Origin of the sequence: Actinoplanes sp. NPDC020271, assembly GCF_044388125.1 — a bacterium.
GTDB lineage: Bacteria > Actinomycetota > Actinomycetes > Mycobacteriales > Micromonosporaceae > Actinoplanes.
Genome location: NZ_JBIRWQ010000004.1, coordinates 162,011 through 186,728 on the forward strand (window position 1 = coordinate 162,011; position 24,718 = coordinate 186,728).

Sequence of the window (24,718 nt, forward strand, 5' to 3'; positions counted from 1 at the left end):
CAGGAAGGTCAGTTGCCGATGTCGGCCTGGGGACCGGTGTACTTCTTCAGCAGCGCCGGCACGTCGGCCGCCGCGTCCAGCGTGTACGAGTAGTAGCTGGACGGCGTGAACGCCGACCCGTTGGTCTGCTGCTTGCCGGACGAGTTCACGACGATGCTGCCGCTCTGCTTGAGCTGTGCGGCCGACGTGTCGTTGTAGTAGGGATTCACCACGTTGTCGAAGTAGCTGTTCTCCAGGACCAGCTTCGTCGAGCCCCGGGAGAGGTTCCCGTACGACGTGATGTTCTGCATGTAGTTGTTGTAGAGGTGCGCCAGCGCGACGTTGTCCACGCTCGGGTTGCGCTGGTTGGTGTCGTGGATCCAGTTGTGGTGGATCGTCATGCGCGCGGTGACGTTGTCGGTCCAGCCGATGCCGAACGCCTTGTTCTCGTTGGACAGTTCGTTCCAGGACACGGTCAGGTACGAGGTGTCCTTACGGCTGTCGATCAGGCCGTCGTTCATGTTGGTGATGCGGTTGTGGTCGATCCAGATGTGGTCGGCGGTGTCCATCTGGATGCCGTCGTAGTCGTAGACCTTGTCGTCCGGGTCGTCCTCCGGCATCGCCGCGTCCTTGATCGTCAGGTTCCGGATGATCACGTTCTTCACCCCGGACCCGAGGAAGAACCCGCCCTGCAGGATCTGTCCGCTGGTGCCGACGCCGACGATGGTCTTGTTCGACTGGACCTTGAGTTCGGTGCCCTTCGGCGTGACGGTGATCGCAGCGGCCACCTTGATCACGTACGGTTCGGTCGCCGTGACGTACCTCTGCAGGTCGGTCAGGGTCTTGACGGTGACCGTCGGGCCGGCCGCGCCACCGGTGGTGCCGCCACCGGTGGAGGCGAACCCGTCAGCGGTGGTGGACCAGGTCCGGTCGCCGGAAGTGCCGACGGCGGTGAACGACCACTGCTTGTTCGAGTTCGCGGTGCACGTCTCCTGGATGATCGCCGCGCCGGACGACGTCGACGCGCCCTGGTCGGAGACGCACAGGCCACTGCTCACGCTGATGATCTGGAAGGTGTCGGTGCCGGACGCGACGAACTTCCACTGCTGGTTGGTGCCGGTTCCGCAGGTGTACTGCCAGAGCTGCGTGCCCGAGGTGGTCGACGCGGAGGGGACGTCGATGCACTTGCCGCTGCTGACGTTCTTCAGCTGGAAGTTCGAGCCCTGCGCGACCACCTGGAACTGCTGCCAGGCCGCGCCGGCGGTGCAGCCCCACTGCTGCAGCAGCGCCTTGTCGTCCTTCGACGCCGACGGGACGTCGATGCACAGGCCGCTCTTCTTCACGGCCAGGGTGTAGGTCGTGCCGGCCACCGGGGCGGCCGCCGCGCTCGACGGAAGAACCGACCAGCCCACGATCGCCGCGGGAACCGCGAGGACGGTAGCGGTCAGAAAGATCCGCTTTTTTCCGAAGAAAGACATCGTCATCCCACCGGGTTCCAGTTGTCGGTGCCCGCCAGATACTTCTGCGGGGTGTAGTTGGCCGCCTGCGAGTCACTCAGCTGCGGCCGGTTGCTGTTGGTGGTCGCGCCGGAGCCCGTGTTCCTGTACTCCAGGAACCGGGCGTTCTCCCAGGTGTTGGAGGACATGTCAGTCCAGGGCTCGGCGGACCTGATCGTGGCGCTCAGCGACGACTCCCGGTACAGCACCTGCGCGTCCGGCCCCCACGGGCGGCCGAGTTGCGTGGTGTTGCCGACCGCGCCGGTGATCGTGCACTTGTCGAAGAGGAAGCCGTACGTGCTGGTCGCGTCGGTCTTGGCCGCCGTGATCGGGCCGCCGGTGGTCCGCTTCTCGTAGACGCTGGTGGCGGTGAAGACGCCCACGCCGCCGCCGAAGATGAAGTCGACGGTTCCCTCGACGTAGGAGTTCTTGATGTAGGACCGCCCGCTGTTCAGCAGGAACGTGTCCTGGTCGCCGAGCAGCCGGACGTTGTCCAGCGTCGCCCGGTCACCACCGAGCTTCAGCGCGACCGCCTGGCCGCCGTCGGGGTAGGTGTTCTCGTCGTAGTCGTTCGAGATGGTCAGGTTCGTGGCGACGAAGTCCTTGGCGCCGACCGAGACGCTGGCGCTGCCCGAGGTTCCGCTGGTGTGCGCCGAGTTGTTGTAGACGATCACCGTCTGCGACGCCGACGAACCGGTGCCCCGCAGCGTGATGAACGGCTTGTTCGACGGCACGGTGACCACCTCGCGGTAGGTCCCCGGCGCGATCGTGATCGTCACCCGGCTGGCGTTGTTCGCCGGCACCGCGTCGATCGCGGCCTGCACGGTCGTGTACTTACCGCTGCCGTCCGCGGCCACGGTCGCGGTGCCGGAGGACGCCGGGACCGGGGTGAACGCCCACTGCTTGTTCGAGTTGGCGGTGCAGGTCTCCTGGATGATCGCCGCGCCGGACGACGTGGAGGCGCCCTGGTCGGAGACGCACAGGCCGTTGCTCACGCTGACGATCTGGTAGGTGCCGGTGCCGGAGGCGACGAACTTCCACTGCTGGTTCGTGCCGGTCCCGCAGGTGTACTGCCAGAGCTGCGTACCGGAGGTCGTCAACGCCGACGGGACGTCGACGCACTTGCCGCTGCTGACGTTCACCAGGTTGTAGCCGCCGGTGCCGACCGCGACCACCTTGAACTGCTGCCAGGGGGCGCCGGCGGTGCAGCCCCACTGCTGCAGCAGCGCCTTGTCGTCCTTCGACGCCGACGGGACGTCGATGCACAGGCCGCTCTTCTTCACGGCCAGGGTGTAGGTCGTGCCGGCCACCGGGGCGGTCGCGGCCTCGGAGGGCAGCACCGCCCACCCGATCAGGCCGGCCGGGACGGCGAGGACGGCCGCCGCGCCCAGCAGTTTCCGCTTGCGAGATGCCACTGCGGATCCTTCCTACGTACAGGGATGGGCCGCCGGGGATGCGGCCGATCCGTAGATGCGCAGGAAGCGGTGGGACAACAAAAAAAATCAAAAGACAATTGCGGGGGTACGGCGTGAGCCGCACCCCCGCGATCGGGAGTGGTTCAGCGGGTCCGGTCCAGCACGGCGTGCTGGGCGGCCGCGTACTGCTCGCGGATCAACGGGACGGGGTCGTCCTCGTAGACCTCGGGGGTCTCCGCCGACCACGCCGGTGGAGTGTCCCCGCCGGCCAGGACCCACGCGGCCTGCCGGGCAGCGCCGTCGGCGACGTACTCCCCGGGGGTCGGGACCAGCACCGGCTTGCCGAACAGCGCGGGCGCGACACGGCGGACCGCCTCGCTGCGGGCCCCGCCGCCGACCAACACGATCCGGTTGGCCTGCGCACCCTGGGCGACCAGCGCGTCCAGCCCGTCGGCGAGAGCGCAGAGCATCCCCTCGACGGCGGCCCGGGCCAGGTGCGCCGGGTCGGACGTCTTCAGGGTCAGCCCGTGGATCGCGCCGGTGGCGTCCGGCCGGTTCGGGGTCCGCTCGCCCTCCAGGTAGGGCACCAGGACCAGGCCGTCGGCGCCGGCCGGAGCGGAGAGCGCCAGCCGGGACAGCTCGTCGTGCGAGACGCCGAGCAGCTTCGCCGCCGCGTCCAGCACCCGGGCCGCGTTGAGCGTGACCACGATCGGCAGGAACCGCCCGGTGGTGTCGGCGAACCCGGCCACCGTGCCGGTCGGGTCGACCGGCGCCGCGTCCGAGGAGACGAAGACCGTGCCGGACGTGCCGATCGAGACGATCACGTCGCCGGGCAGCGCGCCGGTGCCGAGGGCGGCCGCCGCGTTGTCGCCGGCGCCCGGGCCCAGCGGGGCGCCGTTGGGCAGGTGCCCGGCGATCCCGGTCGGGCCGAGCACCCGGGGCACCTGGATGCGGCGCCCGAAGCCGAGTTCCAGCAGGTCGTGCCGGTACTCGTTGGTCTTGGCCGACCAGTAGAGCGTGCCGCTGGCGTCGCTGCGGTCGGTCCTGAGGTCCGCGAGGTCGGTCGAACCCGACAACTTCCACGTCAGCCAGTCGTGCGGCAGGCAGACCGCGGCCACCCGGGCCGCGTTCGCCGGCTCGTTGCGGGCCAGCCAGCGCAGCTTGGTCAGGGTGAAGCTGGCGACCGGCACGATGCCGACCGCCTCCGCCCACTTGTCCCCGCCGCCCAGTTCCTCGATCAGGTCGGCGGCCGCGCCGGCGCTGCGGGTGTCGTTCCACAGCAGCGCCGGGCGGACCACGTCGCCGTTCTCGTCCAGCACGACCATGCCGTGCTGCTGGCCGGCCACCGAGGCGGCGGCCACGTCGTCCAGCCCGCCCGCGGCCTCGATCGCCTGCTGGAGCGCGGCCCACCACGCGTCCGGGTGCACCTCGGTGCCCTCCGGATGCGCGGCGCGGCCCTCGCGGACCAGCTTCCCGGTCTCGGCGTCGCGGATCACGACCTTGACCGACTGCGTCGAGCTGTCGATCCCGGCAACCAGAGCCATGCTTATCGGGCCCCGAGCAGGTGGTCGATCGCCAGCTGGTTCAGCTTGACGAAGCCGTAGCCCTTGGCGCCGACGGCGTCGGCGTCGTAGTCCTCGAACGCGCTCCGGTCGGCGAGCAGGTCGGTGTAGGTCTCGCCCGGGTTCAGCGTCGGGGTCCGCAGCTCATCGACCTTGGACTCGGCCAGCGCCGCCTGCACCTCGGGGTCGGCCCGGAACGCCTTGGCCCGCTCCTTGAGCAGCAGGTACATCCGGATGTTGTCCTTGGCCGACTCCCACACGCCGTCGAAGTCCTCGGTGCGGGAGGGCTTGTAGTCGAAGTGGCGCGGGCCGTCGTAGGCGGGGCCGCCGTCGGGGCCGTTCTCCAGCAGGTCGACCAGGGAGAACGCGTTGAGCAGGTCGCCGTGGCCGAACACCAGGTCCTGGTCGAACTTCGGGCCGTGCTGGCCGTTCAGGTCGATGTGGAAGAGCTTCTTGTGCCACAGCGCCTGGGCGATGCCCTGGGTGAAGTTCAGGTTCGACATCTGCTCGTGGCCCGTCTCCGGGTTGATGCCGAACAGCTCGGGACGCTCCAGCTCCTGGACGAACGCGATGGCGTGGCCGGCCGTCGGGAGCAGGATGTCGCCGCGGGGCTCGTTCGGCTTCGGCTCGATGGCGAAGCGCAGGCCGTAACCCTGGTCCTCGGAGTACTGCGCGAGCAGGTTGAGGGCCTCGCGGTAGCGGTCGAGGGCGGCGCCGACGTCCTTGGCCGAGTCGTACTCCGCGCCCTCGCGGCCGCCCCAGAGCACCAGGGTCTTGGCGCCCAGCTCGGCGCCGAGGTCCATCTGGCGCAGCACCTTGCGGATCGCGTAGCGCCGGACCGAGCGGTCGTTGCTGGTGAAGCCGCCGTCCTTGAACACCGGGTGTTCGAACAGGTTGGTGGTGACCATCGGGACGATCAGGCCGGTCTCGTCGAGCGCCTTCTTGAACCCGGCGATGATGCCGTCGCGGGTCGCGGCGTCGGCGCCGAACGGCACCAGGTCGTCGTCATGGAACGTGACGCCATAGGCGCCGATCTCGGCGAGCTTGTGCACCGTCTCGATCGGGTCGAGAGCCGGGCGGGTGGCAGCACCGAACGCGTCACGCGCCTGCCAGCCTACGGTCCAGAGACCGAAGGAGAACTTGTCCGCGGGTGTGGCCTGGAGCGACACGGTTACCTCCGGGAAACACGGTCGATTTGTTTAGTGGTTGAATTATTTGGCCGGGCTATGGCATTGTCAAGGGCGTGACGGCCCGGATGACGACGAGATCCAGCGCCCCCGTCCGGCAGTCGAGCGTGCGAGCCCATAATCTCGCGCTGGTCCTCGACACCGTGGCGAACAGCGCGGATCCGCCCTCCCGGGCCGCCGTCTCGGCCGCCACCGGGCTCACCCGGGCCACCGTCTCGGCGCTCGTCGACGACCTGATCGCGGGCGGTCTGCTCACCGAGCTCGACCCGCCCCCGCGCACCGGCGCCGGGCGGCCCGCGGCCGGGCTCGCACTCACCGCGGCCGGTCCGGCCGGGCTGGGTCTGGAGATCAACGTCGACTACCTGGCCGCCTGCGTGGTCGACCTGACCGGCGCGGTCCGGCAGCGCCTCACCGAGCACGGCGACCAGCGCCCGGCCGGGGCCGCCGAGGCGCTCGCCGCCCTGGGCCGGCTCGGTGCGCGGGCCCGGCTCGCCGCCGAGGCCGACGGTCTGGTCGTCGCCGGGGCCGCGCTCGCCGTGCCCGGCCTGGTCTCCGGCGGCCTGGTCCGGGTCGCGCCGAACCTGGGCTGGCAGAACGTGGACGCCGCGGCCCTGCTGCGCAGCGTCCCGGAACTCGCCGGCCTGCCGGTCACGGTCGACAACGAGGCGAACCTGGCCGCCCTGGGCGAGCTGCGGGTCGCCGGCGCGAACCCCGACTTCCTGTACGTCAGCGGCGAGATCGGCATCGGCGCCGGCCTGGTCATCGGCGGCGAGCTCTACCGGGGTGTGCGGGGGTGGAGCGGCGAGATCGGCCACGTCACCGTCTACCCCGACGGCCGGCCCTGCCGCTGCGGGGCGAACGGCTGCCTGGAGCAGTACGCCGGGCAGGAGGCGCTGGCCGCGGACGAGCCCCTGGCCGCGGCGGCGCTCGGCATCGCGCTGTCCGCGGTGGTGAACCTGGTCGACGTGCCGGTGATCGTGCTGGGCGGCGCGTTCGTCCCGCACTTCGCCCGGCTGCGCGACGGGATCGAGACGGAGCTGCGACGGCGGGTGCTGACCTCGGGACTGGCGCCGGTCACGTTGCGGGCAGCCGGGCTGGAAGTGGAGGCGGCGGTGCGCGGGGCGGCCGACGCGGTCGTCCGCGAGGTCCGGGAGGATCCGGCCGGCTGGCTACGCCGTACGTCGTAATCGGTCTTTGATCTTGGTTCTTCGCCCTGGCCGACGAGAAAGGAGGCGGCCGCCATCCGGAGGGGATGACGGCCGCGCTGAGGGGTCGGCGGGCGTTACTCGACGCCGGTGCGGGAGCCGATCGCCTGCAGGAAGATGTCGGTGATCTTGGTCGGGTCCTCGGCGATGAAGAGGCCGCTGCCCTTGACCGTGTTCGAGATCGTCTGCAGCTCGGTCTTGTTGACCTCGTTACCGATACCGATCAGCACCAGGCGGACGAACTTGCTCGAGTCCTGAGCGGCCTTGAGCTTGGCGATCAACTCGTCCTGCTTGAGGCCGTCGGGGTTGTCGTTCTCCCCGTCGGTGAACAGGATGACCGAGTTCACCTTGCCGGGCTTCCAGTTGGCCTTGGCCGTGTTGTAGGCGTCCAGCACCGTGTCGTAGAGACCGGTGTTGCCGTCCGACTTCGGCGAGAGCTGCGGGATCGTGTTCGCCACGTCCTGCCGGCCGGTGGACAGCGGAGTGATCTTGATGAGCTGCTTCCACGGCTTCGTGCCGTTCATGTCCGTGGAGAACGCCCACACGCCGACCGCCCACTCGTCGCTGAACAGCGAGAGCCCGGTCGTGGCCGCTTTCTGCGTGACCAGGGCCCGACTCTGGTTGTTCGCCGTCGGCACCGGGTCGCCCATCGAGCCGGAGACGTCGAAGACCGCCAGCACCCGACCGGCCTGCGTGGTCGCGTTCCAGGTACCGACCACCTTGCTGACCGAGGCCGCGTCCACCCCGGCGGCAGCGGTGCCACCGGTGTTGTCGCCGCCACCGGCCGCGGCGGTGATCGCCGGCGACGCCTGCGGTGCACCGGCCGGAGCCACGAAACCGGAACCATACGTCCCGTCCGGGGCGCGCAGACCGGCGGCCGCCAGCGAGTCCTTGAACCCGCTCGCGGTCAGCCGGGTCAGCAGCCCGTTCGCGGCGCCGATCTTGTCACCGTCGACGACCTGCGGCAGCACCGTGTACGGGTAGTCCAGCGGGACGTTCGCACCGCTCAGGTACACCGCGCTCAGCTCCACCGGCGGACGCTTCGCGTTGTACGAGATCACGTCCTCCTCGGAGAGCGGGGCGGCGCCCAGGGACTCCGAGATGGTGGCCGCGTCGGCCGCCTTCGGGAACTGCTCGAGCAGCTCGTCGCGCAGCGCCGACTTGTTCTTCGAAAGGTACGTGAGGGCCTGGACCTGGCTCTTGACCGCGTCCGCACCGGTGCCGACCGCCTGACCGATCGCCATCAGCGCGATCAGGCCGGAGGCGTCCGTGCCCGGGTTGACGATGCCGAACTTCGGCGCGTCGGCCGAGCCGAGCGCCTGAGCGGTCACCAGCGAGGCCAGCGGGACCTTCTTGCCCTCCAGCTTCTGGCTCTCCGCGATCGGCTTCGGCATGGCGACGACCAGCGGGCTCTGCGCCACCGAGGTGACCTTGTTCGGCTGGAAGCCGGACGCCTCGTTGCGCAGCCGCAACTGCCAGGTCGACGAGTCCGGGATCCAGACGTCGGGCACCTGAACGGTCCCCGATGGCTGCCCGACGCCGGCCAGGGTGACGCCGTGGTCGCGGGCGATCACGCTGGCGACCTCGCTGGGCGCGATCGGGGACACCGCGACCGACACACAGGTGCCGTTGACGCTGCCCCCGTCTTTCGACCAGGCGTCAGCAGCACTCGTCACAGCGGGTGCTATTTCCGGGGCGGCAGCGACGTTGAGCCGGACGGAACCGGAGCACTTGGAATCAGCCATCTGGCTGTATCCAAACCACGTTCCCGCGACAACGACAACGATCGCCATCGCTCCTCCGACGACCGTCGCCCCTTTTAAGTTGAAGTTTCTACGATGGCGGCCAGACACGCGCTCCATACTGCGCATCTCAGGACCTGAATGCCATATACGTTCGGTCGAAAGTTACTCAGATTGGCGTTCGCCGATCTAGAAAACACCTAGAGTGACGACGCAGTGTCGATCCGTATCACGTTCGGGCACCCGGGCGCCGGTTTTGCGGACATAGGTCGTTGATCCTCCCGGGTGCCGTATCTGACCTATGGCCTGATCATCGGAGAGCTCCAGCGAAGCAGACAGGTGGGGCTCGGCTCGGCGGTCGGCTCCCCTTGCGCGACCGGAATTCCGGTGTCCGGATCGATCCGGAAAATCGTCACGTTGTGTGAACGCTCATTGGCTACGTAGAGGTGATCGCCAATCAAGATCATGTGTCGCGGCCAAACGCCGCCGGTCGATGTCTCACCGGCCACCGCGGCGTTCTCCCCGTCCCACGCGAACGTCGTCACGGTGTCCGGCCCGCGGTTCGCCAGGTAGACGAAACGCCCGTCGCGGCCGGCGGCCACCTCGGACGGGAGGACCGCCTCGGAAGCCGAACTCGCACCCACCTCGCCGCGCAGCTCCCACGTCGGGCCGCCGGCCGGCCGGTACCAGCTCAGCGTCCCGCTCAGCTCGCCGGCCAGGATCAGCGCGCCGTCGGCCGATCGCGTCAGGTGCCGCGGACCGGTCCCGGGCTTCGCCTCCACCGCCGGCTCCGGCGCACCGAGCCGGCCGGAGACCGGGTCCAGCCGCGACCGCCACACCCGGTCCGACCCGAGGTCACTGATCAGCACGTCCGGGCCGTTACGGTCGGGGACGACCATGTGCGCGTGCGGACTCGCCTGGCGCTCGGCGTCCGGACCGGAGCCGCTCAGCGTGAGCAGATCGGTGCGCTCCCCCGGCGCCCCCTCGGCGTCCAGCGGGAACACCGCGACCGAGCCGGTCCCGTAGTTCGCCACGACCAGGTGCCGCCCGTCGGCGGTGACCGCGAGGTGGCACGGATCGACCCCGCCCGTCGGGCGCACCGCGAGCGGGATCAGCGCGCAGTCCGGAGCGACCGAGAACGCGGAGACCGTGCCCTCGTCCAGCTCGTTGACGGCATAGAGGACCGGGAGGGTCGGGTGCTGGACCAGGAACGACGGGGACGGGGTGCGCGCGGCCAGCCCCAACCGGGTCAGTTCCCCGGTCGCAGGGTCACGCCGTAGCAGCGTGATGCCATCACCCTCGCCCCCCTTGTCACCGGTGTAGCAGCCGACGAAGACGTACTCAGCGTTCGCGCCCATGCCCCCGATCCCATCACAGTCGGGCGGGGAAACTCAGCAGGCACCTCTTCTTGACCGGTATAGAAGCGTCGGGTTACTGTACCGGTACAGAAAGCGCCGCCCTTGCTAGGAGGAGTCATGGAACTGCCCACCGCCTACCTCCGTGGACTGCACGAGCAGAACCGGCACGTGCACAGCGCCCGGCCCGACGCACCCGTGGTGCCCGACCCGCCCCGGCGCGAGCCGCACCTGCGCAAGTCGCTGTCCCGCGCCGTCTACAAGGTGTCCGTGGCGATCGCGCCCCGCGGATACCGGCCCGAGGCTCTCATCCGGTAGTCGCGGCGCGTCCCCGGCCACCGTCCGGCCGGGGACGCGCCGCCCACCTCACCCGGCTTCCGCCCCTCCCGCCGTCCGGCCGGAGCGCGCCGCCCACCTCTCCCGGCTCGCCTGTTCCCGGCTCCCGCCGCCGTCCGGCCGGAGCGCGCCGCCCACCTCTCCCGGCTCGCCTGCTCACGGCTCCCGCCGCCGTCCGGCCGATGGGCCGCCCGTCAAGGGCGGCGCTACCGTGTGGGCAGCGGAAAGGAACGGTGACCGGGTGCCACGGGTGACCTTGCAGACGATCGCGGATCGCGTCGGCGTGAGCCGGATGACGGTCTCCAACGCCTTCTCCCGGCCCGACCAGCTCTCCCCCACCCTGCGCAAACGCATCCTCGACGCGGCGCAGGACCTCGGATACGCCGGGCCTGACCCGACCGCCCGGGCCCTGGCCAAAGGCACCACCGGCGCGATCGGCATCCTGCTCACCGACTCGCTGCGCTACGCCTTCACCGACCTGGTCGCCGGCAGCTTCCTCGGCGCGATCGCCGAGGAACTCGCGCCGACCGGTCTGTCCATCACGCTGCTCACCTCGGCCGGCACCGAAGATCTCATCCCGGCGCGGGACGTGGCGATGGACGGTGCACTCGTCTACTCGTGCGACCCGACGTCGCCGGCCGTGTCCTGGCTGCGACGGCGCAAACTGCCGATGGTCTTCGTCGACCAGGCGCCCGTGGACGGGTATGCCTGCGTCAACGTCGCCGACCGGGACGGCGCCCAGGACACCGCTCGGCACCTTCTCGATCTGGGGCACACCCGGATTGCGTACGCGTTGGCGGGCGCCCACGGGCAGCACGGAGTGGTCACCGACCCGGCAGTGCTGACCGAAGGGTGGGCCTCCGTGCAGCGGCGACTCGGGTGGGACGACGTGTTCCACGGGGCCGGCCTGGAGCCGGTGATCATCCGGGAACCGTTCGAGCGGGTGGACGCCATCCGCCGGGACGCCCGGGAGTTGTTGTCCCGGCCGGACCGGCCGACGGCGTTCCTGTGCTTCTCGGACGTCACCGCGGTGGGGATCTACCAGGCGGCCGAGGATCTGGGGCTGCGCATCCCGGACGACCTGTCGGTGACCGGCTTCGACGACGGCCCGACCGCGACCCAGTTGCGGCCCGCGCTGACGACGGTCCGGCAGGACGTGGAGGAAAAGGGAAGGGCAGCGGCCAGTGCCCTGACCGCTGCCCTTCGATCAACCCGGGACGGCAAACCCGCCCCCACACATCAGACCTTGCTCCCCGCCACCCTGATCACCCGAAACAGCGCCGGCCCGGCGCCGCGTTGATCCGCAGCTTCCCGGGCCGGCGCGGCTCAGGTCGAGGCGGCGATCGAGCCGGACCTGTCCTGAGCTGAAGTTCCCCTCACCAGGTCAGAACAGGGTCGCCACATCATCGCCGTGGTCGGTGCCGGGTGCGGCCCGCCGAACGGGTGCAGCCGGGAGGCTTCCCCGTATGGCAACGGCTTCCACCTCGACGTCCAGCTCATCCGGTGCCGGGCTGTAGAGGTACACGTTCAACCCCTCGAGCTCGGCACCCGAGTCGTCGACCCGGACGGTCACCCCTCGCTGAGCCAACTCCTCGATGATCGACTCCAACGGCTGGCCGGTCAGTCGTACACCCTGGTAGTGCAGATCCGCCTGGTCGGTCCCCTCGATGAAGACCAGCCGATCTTCCTGGTCGAAGCTGAGCTGAAGGCCTTCCGCCAAGAAGTGATCGATCGGTGGGTCACCCGCCCTGCGCTGGAAGGTCACATGTTCCCCCAGCCGCTGACGGAGGGTCTCCCGATCCTCCCCGAACGACACGCCTTCCAGGCCGACACCAGGAGCTATCTCAGCCATTGACCTACCTCCACGATGGTGACTCACCATAGCGTCATCTGAACGTGCACGCCGGATTTTACCGTCCGGAGCGCTTGGAAACCGGCATTGTTGGGCAGGTCGTCCATCATCCCTGCAATAGCATTGTTGTACTTTCCGGGGAACCTCTCCACGACGTCGTCGATGTCCATCTGCATGGCCCTGTCGATTCGGCCACTGTTGATCAGGTCCTTCTGCGTATCACGCCATTGCTCCGGGCCATCGCCACGTCCCCAACTGCTCGTCTGCACGTGGTCGTACTCGTCCATCTGGATCGAGGGACCGTCGCGGTGCTTGAGCGGTGATGCCTGGTTCGCAGGCATGTGGTTGATCTCCGTGCCCGGAACATTCTTTTTGGTAACCGGGTCCTTGAGATCCTTGTAAAACGCTGCGCCGAGATAAACGGTACCGGCCGCGGCTTTACCACACTTCTTGACCGGAGTGGCATTGTGGACGAGGACCGGAGCCTCTCCACCGATCACATAGTAAGTGTGGATGTCGCCGACGGTGAGGTCGCGCATTTCCTTGGTGCCGTCGTAGTTGTGAACATCGGTGACGACAACGTCGCCCTTGCCCTCGACCTTGAGGTGATCACCCGCCTTGAGGTCCTTCGCCTCGACCCACGCCTTATCGGTGTCGTCCCAGAACGGGTGGTTCTGAGTGGCGTTCAGAACCGAGGACTCACCGTCCTGGTTCTTGACGGTGACATCGGAGAACTCGTGGTCGGTGTTGCGGTGCAACTGGGTGACGGGCTGCTCGATGGTCTTCCCCGTCACGGGATCGGTCGCCACGACCTCGTCGCCGACGTTGATGTCCTGGATCGGCCGTTCCGAGCCGTCGGCCATCAAGACCTTCGTGTCCGGCTCGAAGCTGTGCTTAGCCGATGCCGGAAGCGGACAGGACCCGCCACCGGAGATTCCGCTGATGAGGCCGGTAGCCATTTCGAGCCCACCGCCGTCGGAGGATTTACCTCCACCCTTCTTGCCACCTGCGAAGGCGCCAAGACCCGGGATCATGCTCAGAGCCGCGGAACGCGGGTCGACCCGGCCGGTGGTGACGGCCTGGTTGAAGACCTCGTCGACGCCGTTCTCGACGGCCTCGGTGGCCATCCGGCCGAGGAAGCCGGTGCCGACCTTGCCGGCGACCAGGGTGCCGACCTTGCCGGCGATGGCGCCGCCGGCGCCGCCGATCAGGCCGGTGAGGGCGCCGGTGCCCAGCGAGCCGAGGGCGTCACCGATCGAGCTGATGTTGCCCTGGGCAGCATCCTTGGCCAGGTTGACCAGGGCAGACGCGCCGACCATGCAGGCCACCGCGCCGGCGCCGGCGGTGGCGGCGGTACAGGCCATGCCGGCGAGGATCCCGGCGCCGATGGCCGCGACCTCGATGATCGCGTCCTTGTGCTCGACGACGAATTTCTTGGTCGCCTTGGCCGCGTCCTTGATTGCCGCGACCGGGTTCTTGGCTACCCGTTTCGCGGCTGCGGTGACTGCTTTACCCGCCGCCTTGGCCTTCTTGATGACGGCCCTCGTGATCTTGGCTGCCTTGTGGACAGCCGCCTTCACGAATTTCTTGACCTTCTTCTTGACCTTGGCGACCTGCTTCTTGACGTACCGCTTCACCTTCGACGCGTAGTGCTTGACCCGCTTGATTACGCGGTGGGCGGCCTTCTTCACGGCCTTGACCGTGCGGTGGTACGTGGCCTTGACCGCGCTCACCGAGCGGTGGTAGGTCGCCGAGGCGTACGAGTACGCCGAGGCGTACGAGTAGGAGACGTACGACGAAACCGCGTGGTACGTGTTGCTGACGAAGCTGGTCGCCTTCTTGAAGATCGATCCGAAGCCGAAGTGGCCGGTCGGGTCGGTCACCGTGAGCGGGTTCGCGTCGCCGTACTGGTAGCGGTTGGCGTTGACCGAGTCACCGACGGGGCTGTTCGAGACCGTGTCACGGGTGTCGAACTGTCCGGTGTCGGTGTTGTACCAGCGGGCCATCATGTTGACCCGGCTGGTCGCGGTGTCGGTCCACTCCGACTGGTAGCCGAGGCTGCCGATCATCTGTCCGGCGTTGGCGACAGTCTTGCCGAGCGGGTCGTAGACGGTCGAGCCGTCCAGCGCGGTGCCGGTCGCGGTGAACTGGGCGACCACGTCGTTGTGCAGGTCGGTCCAGGCCAGCTTGGTGCCGCCGCCGCTGGTCGCGGTCTCGGCGATCACCTCGTTGCCGGTCCCGCGGACGTAGGACGCCTGGCTGTCCGCAGCCAGGTCGTTGTCCGACCCGGTGTAGGAGAAGCCGTCCTTGACGGCCCGGCCCAGCCCGTCGTACTGGTACGTCTGCGTCCCGCCGTTGCGGTCGCCCTGCGAGATGACCTGACCGAACGCGTCGGTCTTGGTCAGCGTCGTGCCGGCGTAGTTCAGCGTGCCGCGGGCGGTGTAGTTGTAGTTCACCGTGTCCGCGGTCAGCAGCCGGTTACGGGCGTCGTAGGTGAACAGCTTGCTGCCGTTCTGCACCCGGTTGCCGGACTTGTCGTACGCGTACACCGTCGTGGCGGTCCCGTTGTTCCACGAGGTGAGCCGGTCGGCGTAGTCGTACGAGTAGGTGTTGCTGATCGTCTGACCGCCGAACCCGGTGGTCTTCTTCGACGTCAGGTCGTCGTTCTCGTTCCAGCCGTACTCGACCTTGGCGATCGACGTACCGGTCGACGACGTGAGGTCGTCGGTCTTGAGCCGGTGCGCGTCGTCGTAGGTGAAGTTGCGGCTGTTGCCGGTCCCGTACGTGATCTTCTTGACGCTGTTCAGAACGTCATAGTTGTACGTCGCGTCGACGCCCTTGCCGCTGTTGGTCAGCTTCTGCAGGCGGCCCGCGGTGTCGTACCCGTAGTTGGTCGTGCCCGCCGCGTCGGTTCGCGAGGTCATCGCGCCGTCACCGTTGTAGGTGAACGACGAGTTCCCGGACGAACCGCTGATGGAGGTGGCCAGACCCCGGTCGTCGTAGGTGACCTCGTTGTCGCCGCCGGCCCCGGAGAACTTGGTGATCCGGCCGTCCTTGTCGTACCCGAAGGTGCGGTCGACGGTGGCCGCCTCGGCACCGGCACCGGACTGCTTGGTCAGCTGACCCATGAGGTCATAGGTGTTGCTGACCGAGACTCCACCCGGGAGCAGCTGCTTGACGACCCGGCCACCCTTGTCGTAGACGACCGTGAACGTGCGGTCGGCCAGGTTCGGGTGTGCCGCCGTCGACGGCTCGATCTGCGATTCGGGCAGACCCCACGCGTTGTACGTGGTCCAGAACGCGTTGCCACGTCCGTCGGTGAACCGTGTCCGGTTGCCCTCCAGGTCGTACCCGAAGCTCGTCTCGATCGCGTCCGAGTCGTTGATCGGCTGCCGTTCCTTGATCAGCATGCCGGTCGGGTCGTACTCGTAGGTGGTCGTGTGCTTGCGGGCGTCGACCGCCGCGACCACGTTGCCGGCCGCGTCGTACTGGCTGGACTCGGTGGTCAGCAGCGCGCCGGCCGAGCTGTACTCGCTCGACGACACCGTCTGACCGGCCATGTCGTACGTGGTGGTGCTGTAGGTGTTGTCGGCCAGGGTCGTCTTCGTCGGGCGGCCCAGACCGTCGTACGTCATGGTCGTCTTGTTGTTGGCCCCGTCGTACGACTCGACGGTCTCGCCCAGCGCGTTGTACTTCACGCTCTGCGTGACCCCGGTCGGCGACGTGACCTTCGCGACCTGCCCGTTGGGGGCGTACTCGTACTTCGTCTCGTACGACGCCGCCGACGGTGCCCGGACGATCTGCGTGCTCTTCTCCTGCCGGCCCATGTAGTCCCAGGTCGTCGCGGAGACGGCCCCGGTCGGGTCGGTCGAGGTGAGCAGGTCACCGATCTTGTCGTAGCTGTACGTCGTCTCGCCGCCGTCGGCGGTGATCATCTTCGACATCCGGTCGAGCTGGTCGTACTCGTACCGGGTGACGTTGCCGTACGGGTCGGTGATCGTCTTGACCTCACCGGAGTCGGTGTAGGTCGTGATCGTCTCCGGCGTGATCGGCGTCGTCTCGCCCGGCGGCGTGTAGCTCGGGCTGCGCTGCAGCGTCGGCTTGCCGTCGGCGTCGTAGTACGTCACCGACCAGTTGCCCAGCGCGTCCTTGGAGTCGGTGACCTCGCCGAACGTGTTGTAACCGGTCCACGAGACCGCGTTCGCCGTGACCTCACCGGTCGCCACCGACTCGGCCTTGGCCGCCGGCGCGGTCGACTTCACCGCGTTGCCGTCCTCGTCGTACGAGGTGTAGCTGGTGTAGCCACGCGGATCGGTCACCGAGGTGACGTTGTCCTCCTCGTCGTACGTGTAAGCGGTCCGCGTGATCTTGTTGCTGGTCGCCGCGAGAGTGCCGCCGGCCAGCGCCTTGACGTCCGTGGCGGAGAGCGCCTGCTGGTAGACCTGCACGTCGCGGATGCTGCCGTTGAGGTCGTCGCCCAGCTCGTTGTTCCACATGCCGGAGCCGATGTAGACCGGGCCGGTCGTCCCGAAGACAGCACCGGTGGAGGTGCTCTCCAGGGTGCCGCCCACGTAGAGCTTGGTCGACTGGTCGGCCGGGTCGTAGACACCGGTCAGGTGCGTCCACGTGTTCGCGGCCGGGGTGCTCGTGGAGAGCGCCTCGGTGCCCGAGTTCGTGTCGGCGGCATCGTCGCTGACCACGAGGAAGCGCCAGCGGCCGCTCTCCTGGTCGTAGGCGAGGTCGTACGGGGACTGCTGCTTGCCGCCACCGCCGGACACCGCCCGGTACAGCTGGTTCTTGTCGGCGATCTTCACCCAGGCCGAGACGGTGAACGCCCGGCGCGTGTCGACGACCGCGTTGTTGCTGGTCAGGTACCCGTTGCCGGAGAGCACGGCGGACCCGCCGCCGTCACTGCTCCACGCCACGGTGCCCGTGGTGACGTCGGCCGGGCTGTTGCCGGCGCTGTCGGCGGCCCGCGTGCCGGTGCCGTCGCTGAGCTTCCACCGGGCGACCGGGCTGACCGAACCGGAGACGTACTGCGTCTGCGCCACGGCGCGACCGGCCTTGTCGTACAGCGCCTCGATCTTGCTCAGCACCGAGCCGGACGCATCGCTCTGCGTCGTGGTCAGCGCGTTGTCGTCCTTGTCGTAGACGACGCTGGTGGTCCGCTTGAGCCCGTCCGGGTCGGCGGTCGACGACGTCTCACGACCGGCAAGGTCGTACGTGTGGGTGGTCTTGGTCGTGAGGTTGTTGGTGTACTCGGTGACCAGGTTGCCGGCGTCGTCGTACTCGTTCTGCTCGACGACGAACGAGTTCGTCCCGTCGGTGCGGACGACCTTGGCCTCGAGCCCGTTGTCCGTGTAGTAGTGGTTGGTCGTCCAGTCCTGCGCGTCGACCTCGGCCGCCAGGCGACCGGCGTCGTCGTAGACGTTGCGGGCCACCCGCAGATCGACCGGGTCCTGTGCGTGGTTCGGGTCGCCGGTCCAGCCGAGCAGCCAGGTCTCGGTCAGGTTGCCGGCCTCGTCGTACACGCTCTTGGTGACCGTGCCGTCCGGGCTGGTCTGCTTGATCACCCGGCCCAGGCTGTCGAACGTGAACGTGGTCGTCGCCCCGCCCGGCGAGGTCGAGCTGACCTCCTGGCCGTACTGGTTGTAGCCGTGCTTCTCGACGCGCGCGGTGTCACCACCGGTCGCGTCCTCCTGCCGTACCTCGGTGATGTTGCCGTCGAGGTCGTAGACGGTCGTGGTGACCTCGGTGTGCACCGCGCCGGTGACCCGGTTGGTGACCGCCGGAGCCTTCTCCGTCACCTCCCGGTCCAGCTTGTCGTAGCTGTGCGTGGTGGTCACGCCGTCGGGGTTGGTGCTGGTCACCTCGGTCTCGGTGAGCACCCGGCCCAGCGCGTCGTAGGTGAACTTGGTGATCTTGCCGGCCGGCTCGGTCACCTGGGCCACATCACCGGATTTGAAGTACGTGACGGTCTGGAACCCGCCGCCCGGCATCGTCACCTTCGTCGGCAGGCCCGCCGGGGGCGTGCCCCCGTCCGCGGCGACCGTTGTCGCGTCGGTGAACGCGGTCCTGGTGACCCGCCCCTCCGGCTCGGTGACCGTGATCAGGTTGCCCTTGGCGTCGTACTCGTTGGTGGTGAGGTAACGGTTGTCGGTCTCGCCGGTCGAACCGGCCCCACGGACCGTGAGCAGCAGGTCGTTCTTCGGGTTCGGAGTCAGCGTGGTGGTCGTCGCGTCCGGGAAGTACGTGTAGTAGACCGACGAGCACTTCTTCGCCGACTGGTCCTGACACGTCACCGACTGCTTGGTGTTGCCCCGCGCGTCCTGGAACGTCTGGGTCAGCACGCCGTTGGGATCCCAGACCATGCTGGAGTAGCCGCCGACGTCGTACCCGTACTGCGTGGTCTTGTTCCGCTCGTCGGTCTGCGCCACGATCCGGTTGCCGTTGACCAGGTCGAAGTAGGAGACCTGGGTGGCCCGCTTGCCGTCCACGTCGGCCGGCGTGGTCACCGTGACCTGCGAGACCGGCATCGCGATCGGCGTCTTCGTCCCGGCCACCATGGTCATCGAGACCGGCGCGGTCTGCTGGGCCTTGACCACGTGGTCGGCGACCTGAGCCGGGCTGAGCACGGTGTCGTAGTACGCGACCTCGGAGATCGAGCCCGGCCACCAGCCGAAGTCGGCGGTGCCGTGCGAGGCCCAGCCACCGGACCAGCGACCCGCACCGACGTACGCGTGCAGGGCGCCGAACGCGACCGGCGCCTTGGCGAGCGTGCCGATCGGGGTGCCGTCCAGGTAGAGCGCCTGGGCGGTGGTCGAGGCGACCAGGGCCACGTGGTGCCAGTTGCCGTCGTTGACCAGCGTGGTGCTGGTCATCTGGTTGGCCGAGGAGCCGGACCAGAAGCCGCCGCGCAGCTTGCCGTCGATACCGACGTAGAGCGCCGGCGTCCAGCCGCCGGCCGAGGCCTCGCCCACCGGGTCGATCTGGGAACCGAACAGCACACCGCCCTTGGTGCTGCTCTTCGGCATCTTGAACCACATCTCGACGCTGTTCGGACCAGCTGCCGGGATGTCGTCGGAAGGCAATTCGACGTACGAGGAGGCGCCGTCGAACGCGGTCGCGGTCGCGTCGGTGAACGGACCGCTCTGGCCGACCTGCACCGCGTTGTAGACCGCGGTGCCACCGGCGACCTCGTTGACCGGGTCGGCCGCGTTCTGGTCGTCGCCCAGCCGCCAGTAGTCCTTGGGCTTCGCGCCCAGGACGGCACCGGCGTAGACCAGGCTGCTACCGGCGACGGTCGGCTCGGCGAGGGTCCACGTGCCGCCGTTCTCGTCGACGACCGAGGCGACCCGGCCGGTGTTCTTGTCGTAGGTGGCCTTGGCCGTCACGCCGCCGCTCGGGCGGGTGACCGTGGACAGCACCGGCTGGGTGACCCGGCCGGACGTGTTCAGCTTGGTCACCGCGTCGGCGGTCAGCGTCTGGTTGTAGAACGCGACGTCGGCGATCGAGCCGGAGAACCAGGCCGGGGTCGCGGTCGCCACGCCCGTGTTCGCGTGATCGGGCCAGCCACCACCGACGTACCCGGAACCGACGTTGATGTTCGCGGCGAGGTTCTCGACCGAGTAGATGGTGCCGGCCAGGGACGCCTCGGCCTTGCCGTCGATGTAGAGGGTCTGCGAGTCACCGGCGCCGGCCAGCACCACGTGGTGCCACTTGGCGTCGGTCACCGTGGTGGTGGACTTCATCGCCAGCGTGGCGTTGCCCATCCACAGCTCACCGCGCAGCTTGCCGTTCTTGTCGATGTAGAGCGCGGGCGTGTAGCTGCCGGTGGTGCTGCCCTTGCTGATCGGGTCGGCGTTGTAGCTGAACAGCACGCCGTTCGGCGTGGAGGTGTTGAACCACATGCTCAGCGACTGGTACTGGCCCGTGGCGATCAGGTTCGCCGGCATCTGCACGTACGAGCTGGTGCCGTTGAAGCCCGCGGTGGTCGGACCGGCCGCGGCCAGCGGACCGGCCTGACCGAGGTTCACGTTGCGGTACTGGGCGGCGTCGACGCCGGCGTTGGAGAGCACCCGGCTCTTCGCCACGCTCGCGCCGGTCGCCTCGTTGAGCGGCCAGTACGCCTCCGGGTCCAGGTTCAGGACGGTGGTGCCGTGCTGCGCGGTCTGGTCGTAGCCGTACGCCCAGCAGTGCTGGTAGTCGTTGGGCTGGCAGACCTGGGCCAGGCGGTCACCGGTGTAGCCGTACTGCCAGGTGTTGGCGCTGTTCGCGTCGTTCGCGTCGACGCGGTCGGTGGCCACCGTGGCCACGTGGTACGCGGTCGCGTCGGCCGCCTTGGTCCAGGCGACCGTCAGCTTGCGACCCGAGGCGCCGGTCACCGTCGACGGGTTGCCGTCCGTGCCGTACGCGATCGTCAGCGTGCGTCCGTTGGCGTCGGTGACCGAGGTCAGCCGGAACACCTTGGCCCCGGTCACGCCGGTGTCGCGGCCGAAGACGTACGCCGTCGAGTTCTTGTCGGTCAGCTTGTAACCGGTCAGCGTGGTGCCGGACTTGACCTCCTCGAACGTCGAGAAGCGGCCGGACGGCGGGATGAACGCGCCGGCCGAGGTGCGCCCGAAGGCCACCTCCTCGCCGGTCGGGTAGGTGACCCGCACCGACTGCAGCGTGTTCGCCGCGTCCAGCGTCTGCGTCGCCTTGGCGTCGAGGATGCTCGACCAGCCGGTGCCGAACGCCGTGTCGGTCCGGGTGTCCAGGCTGTTGTAGCTGCGGTTGATCGCCAGCGACGGGCCGACCGTGCCGATGTTCGCGTCGGTCGCCGACGTCGTGTAGTTACCGATGCTGGAGTCGAAGCCCTTGCCGCCGTTCTGCGCCAGGTTGCTGGTCACCACCGGTTGCGGGACGTTCGTGGTGAACGCGTACGCGGCCGAGGTGGCGCCGTAGGCGGACTGGTCGTAGGGCCGGACCGTGTACAGGTACGTCGTGTTCCAGGCGAGCTTGCCGGCCGGCACCGTCCAGGACGAGTCGACCGCCGGCGAGGTGGCGACGGTGGTCTTGCCGTCGGCGCTGAGCACCGTGAAGACGTAGGTCAGGCCCTTGCCCGGCCATTTGTCCGAGTCGTGGCCCTTGACCAGCAGCTCCGGGGTCAGTGTGGAGCTCACCGAGTTGTTGGCCGGGTACCGGACGTCGACCTGCGGCAGCACGTTGTTGCTGTAGGTCACCGAGAGCTCGGGCTTGTACGCCCCCGAGGAGTAGTTCGCCGAGGTGAACCGCTTCCACGCGTAGCTGTCGGTCTCCGAGGCGGTCAGCGCCAGACCGTAGTTGGCGTCGCCCTTCGACCAGGCGTCGATCGCGGCCGCGTCCAGCGGCACCGAGACCCACTTGCCCTTGCTCCGGTCGCCGCCGGTGTTGGTGCAGGCCGCGCCCGGGTCGGTGACGGTCAGCGAGCCGATCGCCGCGGAGTACCCCGGTGTGCCGGTGAACGTGTTCAGCGCGGTCAGGTCGGCGACGGTCCACTTCGAGGAAGCCTTGCGGACATAGAAGATCCGGTCCGTGTCACAGCTGTAGGTCCAGGTCAGGTACAGCTTGAGCGTTGCCGCCGTGACGTGCTTGCCCTTGATGTCGGTGTCGAAGTCGTCCAGGTGGATGAACGAGCGAGCCTTGGTCGTACCGCTGTTGTAGGTACCGACCGGCAGGTTGTCACCGTTGTTGTTGGTGTCCGAGTCGTTGTCGACCATGACGTCACCGGTGGTGCCGGTGGTCGCGGTCGGGTCGACCCGGATCGGGTAGACGCGCGCCGGGTCGTTCAGCCACGCGCGATCGGCCTCGACCCGCAGCGCGGTCCCGCCGTCCTGCTGGACGAGCGAGAAGGCGACCTTGGTCGACTCGGCCGCGGCACCGGAGTGCGGGTCGACCTTCGAGTCCTGCATCGAGCCCTTGGGCAGCCAGGCCACGGCCTTGCCGGCCTTGTTCAGCAGCTCGATCCCGCCGGTGGCGTCGACCCGCGGGGTCAGGCCGTTCAGGGTCAGCGGGTACGTCCAGACGTTGGACGCCTGCGGCGAGCGCAGGACCATCGTCTCCTTGATGCCGGCGTCGAACGTCTCCAGCTCGAGGTCGGTCTCCGGCAGGATGCCCGGGTAGGTGGCGACGTTGCCGTTCACCGTCGCGGTCACCGGGTTGGCGCCGAGCAGCGAGTAACCGACGCTCTCGCCGGTGGGCAGTTCCAGGTTGGCCAGCGTGGCCGGCGCGGTCGCGGTGGCCGTCGCTGCGGCCGGGCTCGACCCGGCCGGACTCGGCGAGGCCGGGCTCGATGCGGCCGGGCTCGGCGCGGCGGCGCTCGGCGAGCCGCTCGGGGCGACCCGCTGCGGGGTGACCTTCGCCGGCACCGGCGCCTGCGTGGCGACCGAGGTGTCCATCGCGTTGGCGGCGGCGTGCAGTCTGCCGTCCGACTCGCGCTTCAGGCTGACGTCGATCTTCTGCCAGTCACCGGAATCGTCCCGGAAGTTGACCGGCCGCGGGTACGTCTTCGTGGTGACCGTGCCGTCGGCGTTGGTGAACACGTCCGACAGCTGCGTCGACCGGTCCTGGTCACGGACGCTGGTCTTCGGGTCGAAGCCCTCCTCGGCCGGGCCGGTGCCGCCGGCCTTGGTGGCCGGGTCGTGCGGCTGGTACGCGTCGAGCGTGCCGGCGGCCTGCTTGAACGGCCGCCCGGTCCCGCCCCCCGCTTTGGTGTCGGCGTATCCCGCGTCGTCCGGGCCACCGTCGCCGTGCCCCTGCTTGGGCACCCCCGGAGTTCCGAACGCCCACGCCGGTCGCTGCGACCACCAGGACCACAGCCACGAGACCGGTAACTCCGGGTCCCGGACGGCGCCGACCGGAGCGGCCACCGTCAATCCAAGTAGGACCGCGCAAAGTATCGCGATCCGGCCCACCGCACGGCGCATCGGCCGCCCCTCCCCCGAAACTGTCAAAATGCTGGGAGAGTGTGCATCGCCGTGCGTCGAAGTACAAGATCTCCGGTAAGATCCACTTCTTTTGCGGAAGCGTCACTTGTCCTGCGGAGACAGGATTTCCGCCACCAGATCGTGGACGCGTGAGGTCACCTGAGCCGGATCGGTTTCGGTCACTCGGACCACGTTAGCCAGCGACTTTCCGTCATCGACTGTGGTCACAGCGATGAACTTCGCACGGGGGAACTGCCCTGCCCACTGGAGCACCGCTTTACTCGGCGCATCACCGGAAGAGAGAACAACATCACACCCGCCGTTGACCAAGGTGGCCAGGAAAGTGGCGGCGTTCTGGGCGGTTTGCGGCCCGTCGACCTCGAGGAAACTGACCTTGCCCGAGGTCTCGACGGACGCCTGCTGCATGCCCGCCCAGACCGGGGCGGCACTCGCGTCAGTGGTCCCCCGAGCCGGGGTCAACAGGCAGGCCGAAGCGTCGGTGTACACGCGGGAACGCGGATCGGGGCGCTCGTCCTCCGGCCACAGCGCCCACGTCGCCAACCCGGCCACCACGAGCACCGCGGCACCACCACCCAGCCACCACGACAGCCGGCCCGGAAGCCGCCGTCGTGAGCCGGAACTCTGCAGTCTTCTGTCAATACGTCCACCCAGCACGGGGCAGAGCGTACTCAGGCGATCAAGCGCTGGCCCCGGCGTACTGGCGACGGGCAACGTACTCCACCAGCTCGATCAGGACATTGCGGGCGGCCACCTGATCGCGGGCGTCGAAGAGAACGACCGGCACACCCGGATCCAGATCGAGCGCCCGGGCCACCGCGTCCGGCCCGAAACGGTGCTCCGAGTCGAAGGTGTTCACCGCGACGACGAACGGGGTGCCGCGCTGCTCGAAGTAGTCGATCGACGGGAAGCAGTCAGCCAGCCGACGGGTGTCCGCGAGCACCACCGCACCGAGCGCACCCTGCGACAACTCGTCCCAGAGGAACCAGAACCGGTCCTGCCCGGGAGTGCCGAACAGGTACAGCTGCAGGTCCTCGGTGATGGTGATCCGGCCGAAGTCCATGGTGACCGTGGTGGTCGTCTTCGCCTCGACACCGGAGACGTCGTCGGCGCCCTCGGCCCCGGTGAGAACCTCCTCGGTCTGCAATGGCCGGATCTCGCTGACCGAGCCGACCATCGTCGTCTTGCCCACGCCGAAACCGCCCGCGATGAGAATCTTCAGCGCGACGGGGATGCGCGAGCCGCTGGCGCGGTCAGAGCGCACGGAGTCCATTGACAACCGCCTTGAGTACGTCGACGTCGTGCGGCTGGGTGGCCGCGGGAGGTTCGTACAGCGAGATGAGACCCGCAGAGCGTAGATCACCGAGGAGAACCCGGATCACGCCGATCGACAGGTCGAGGTGGGACGCCAGCTCCACGACGGAGATCGGCTCCCAGGCGGCGGCCACGATGGCGTGGTGCTCCGGTTGCAACTGGACGCCGGACGCCAGGTCCGGCACGGTCGCGACCACGAACGCGACCAGGTCGAAGTCGCCGCCGGACGGCGCGACACGGCCCTGGGTCATCGCGTACGGCCGGACCACCGGACCCGCGTCCTGATCCATCCAGTCGTGGTTCATCGGCGA

Annotated in this window: 14 protein-coding genes; 3 read left to right on the forward strand and 11 right to left on the reverse strand. The window is 68.7% G+C overall.

All coding sequences use genetic code 11. From position 1 onward, the window contains the following. Window positions 1-8 precede the first annotated feature (8 nt). The 4 genes from ACH442_RS10985 to xylA all read right to left on the reverse strand — a co-directional run bounded on the left by ACH442_RS10985 (window position 9) and on the right by xylA (window position 5,621). Window positions 9-1,457: an RICIN domain-containing protein gene (locus ACH442_RS10985; protein WP_396337776.1), complete on the reverse strand. Its 1,449-nt coding sequence runs from the start codon at window positions 1,455-1,457 to the stop codon at window positions 9-11. A 2-nt stretch (window positions 1,458-1,459) separates the two neighbouring features. Further along, a complete protein-coding gene (locus ACH442_RS10990) occupies window positions 1,460-2,890 on the reverse strand; it encodes a pectinesterase family protein (protein ID WP_396337777.1) in 1,431 nt (476 codons plus the stop codon). Between the two features lie 143 nt (window positions 2,891-3,033). Beyond that, on the reverse strand, window positions 3,034-4,434 hold the full coding sequence (gene xylB / locus ACH442_RS10995; protein ID WP_396337778.1) for a xylulokinase: 1,401 nt from the start codon (window positions 4,432-4,434) through the stop codon (window positions 3,034-3,036). Between the two features lie 2 nt (window positions 4,435-4,436). After that, window positions 4,437-5,621 (reverse strand): xylose isomerase, encoded by a 1,185-nt coding sequence (gene xylA / locus ACH442_RS11000; protein ID WP_396337779.1) that lies wholly within the window; start codon window positions 5,619-5,621, stop codon window positions 4,437-4,439. Window positions 5,622-5,695: 74 nt separating this feature from the next. On the opposite strand from xylA, the gene ACH442_RS11005 reads away from it, so the two are divergent. Further along, complete coding sequence (locus ACH442_RS11005) at window positions 5,696-6,826, forward strand: ROK family protein (protein WP_396337780.1); 1,131 nt, start codon at window positions 5,696-5,698, stop codon at window positions 6,824-6,826. A 95-nt stretch (window positions 6,827-6,921) separates the two neighbouring features. On the opposite strand, the gene ACH442_RS11010 is transcribed toward ACH442_RS11005, so the two are convergent. Beyond that, complete coding sequence (locus ACH442_RS11010; protein WP_396337781.1) at window positions 6,922-8,589, reverse strand: VWA domain-containing protein; 1,668 nt, start codon at window positions 8,587-8,589, stop codon at window positions 6,922-6,924. Window positions 8,590-8,885: 296 nt separating this feature from the next. Beyond that, on the reverse strand, window positions 8,886-9,944 hold the full coding sequence (locus ACH442_RS11015) for a lactonase family protein (RefSeq protein WP_396337782.1): 1,059 nt from the start codon (window positions 9,942-9,944) through the stop codon (window positions 8,886-8,888). 117 nt (window positions 9,945-10,061) lie between these two features. On the opposite strand from ACH442_RS11015, the gene ACH442_RS11020 reads away from it, so the two are divergent. Next, window positions 10,062-10,259 (forward strand): hypothetical protein, encoded by a 198-nt coding sequence (locus ACH442_RS11020; protein ID WP_396337783.1) that lies wholly within the window; start codon window positions 10,062-10,064, stop codon window positions 10,257-10,259. 259 nt (window positions 10,260-10,518) lie between these two features. After that, window positions 10,519-11,577 (forward strand): LacI family DNA-binding transcriptional regulator, encoded by a 1,059-nt coding sequence (locus ACH442_RS11025; protein WP_396337784.1) that lies wholly within the window; start codon window positions 10,519-10,521, stop codon window positions 11,575-11,577. Between the two features lie 84 nt (window positions 11,578-11,661). Here the strand turns inward: ACH442_RS11025 and ACH442_RS11030 are convergent, their stop codons facing one another. From ACH442_RS11030 to ACH442_RS11050, 5 genes are all read right to left on the reverse strand, one after another. Beyond that, window positions 11,662-12,129 carry a hypothetical protein gene (locus ACH442_RS11030; protein ID WP_396337785.1) on the reverse strand — a complete coding sequence of 156 codons (468 nt, stop codon included), beginning with the start codon at window positions 12,127-12,129 and terminating at the stop codon, window positions 11,662-11,664. Between the two features lie 23 nt (window positions 12,130-12,152). Beyond that, window positions 12,153-23,018: a LamG-like jellyroll fold domain-containing protein gene (locus ACH442_RS11035; protein ID WP_396337786.1), complete on the reverse strand. Its 10,866-nt coding sequence runs from the start codon at window positions 23,016-23,018 to the stop codon at window positions 12,153-12,155. 159 nt (window positions 23,019-23,177) lie between these two features. Beyond that, window positions 23,178-23,750 carry a hypothetical protein gene (locus ACH442_RS11040; protein WP_396337787.1) on the reverse strand — a complete coding sequence of 191 codons (573 nt, stop codon included), beginning with the start codon at window positions 23,748-23,750 and terminating at the stop codon, window positions 23,178-23,180. Between the two features lie 22 nt (window positions 23,751-23,772). Next, window positions 23,773-24,366 carry a GTP-binding protein gene (locus tag ACH442_RS11045; RefSeq protein WP_396337788.1) on the reverse strand — a complete coding sequence of 198 codons (594 nt, stop codon included), beginning with the start codon at window positions 24,364-24,366 and terminating at the stop codon, window positions 23,773-23,775. Further along, window positions 24,347-24,712, reverse strand: a complete 366-nt coding sequence (locus ACH442_RS11050; RefSeq protein WP_396337789.1) for a DUF742 domain-containing protein — start codon at window positions 24,710-24,712, stop codon at window positions 24,347-24,349. The genes ACH442_RS11045 and ACH442_RS11050 overlap by 20 nt, the downstream gene beginning before the upstream one ends. Window positions 24,713-24,718: the final 6 nt, after the last annotated feature.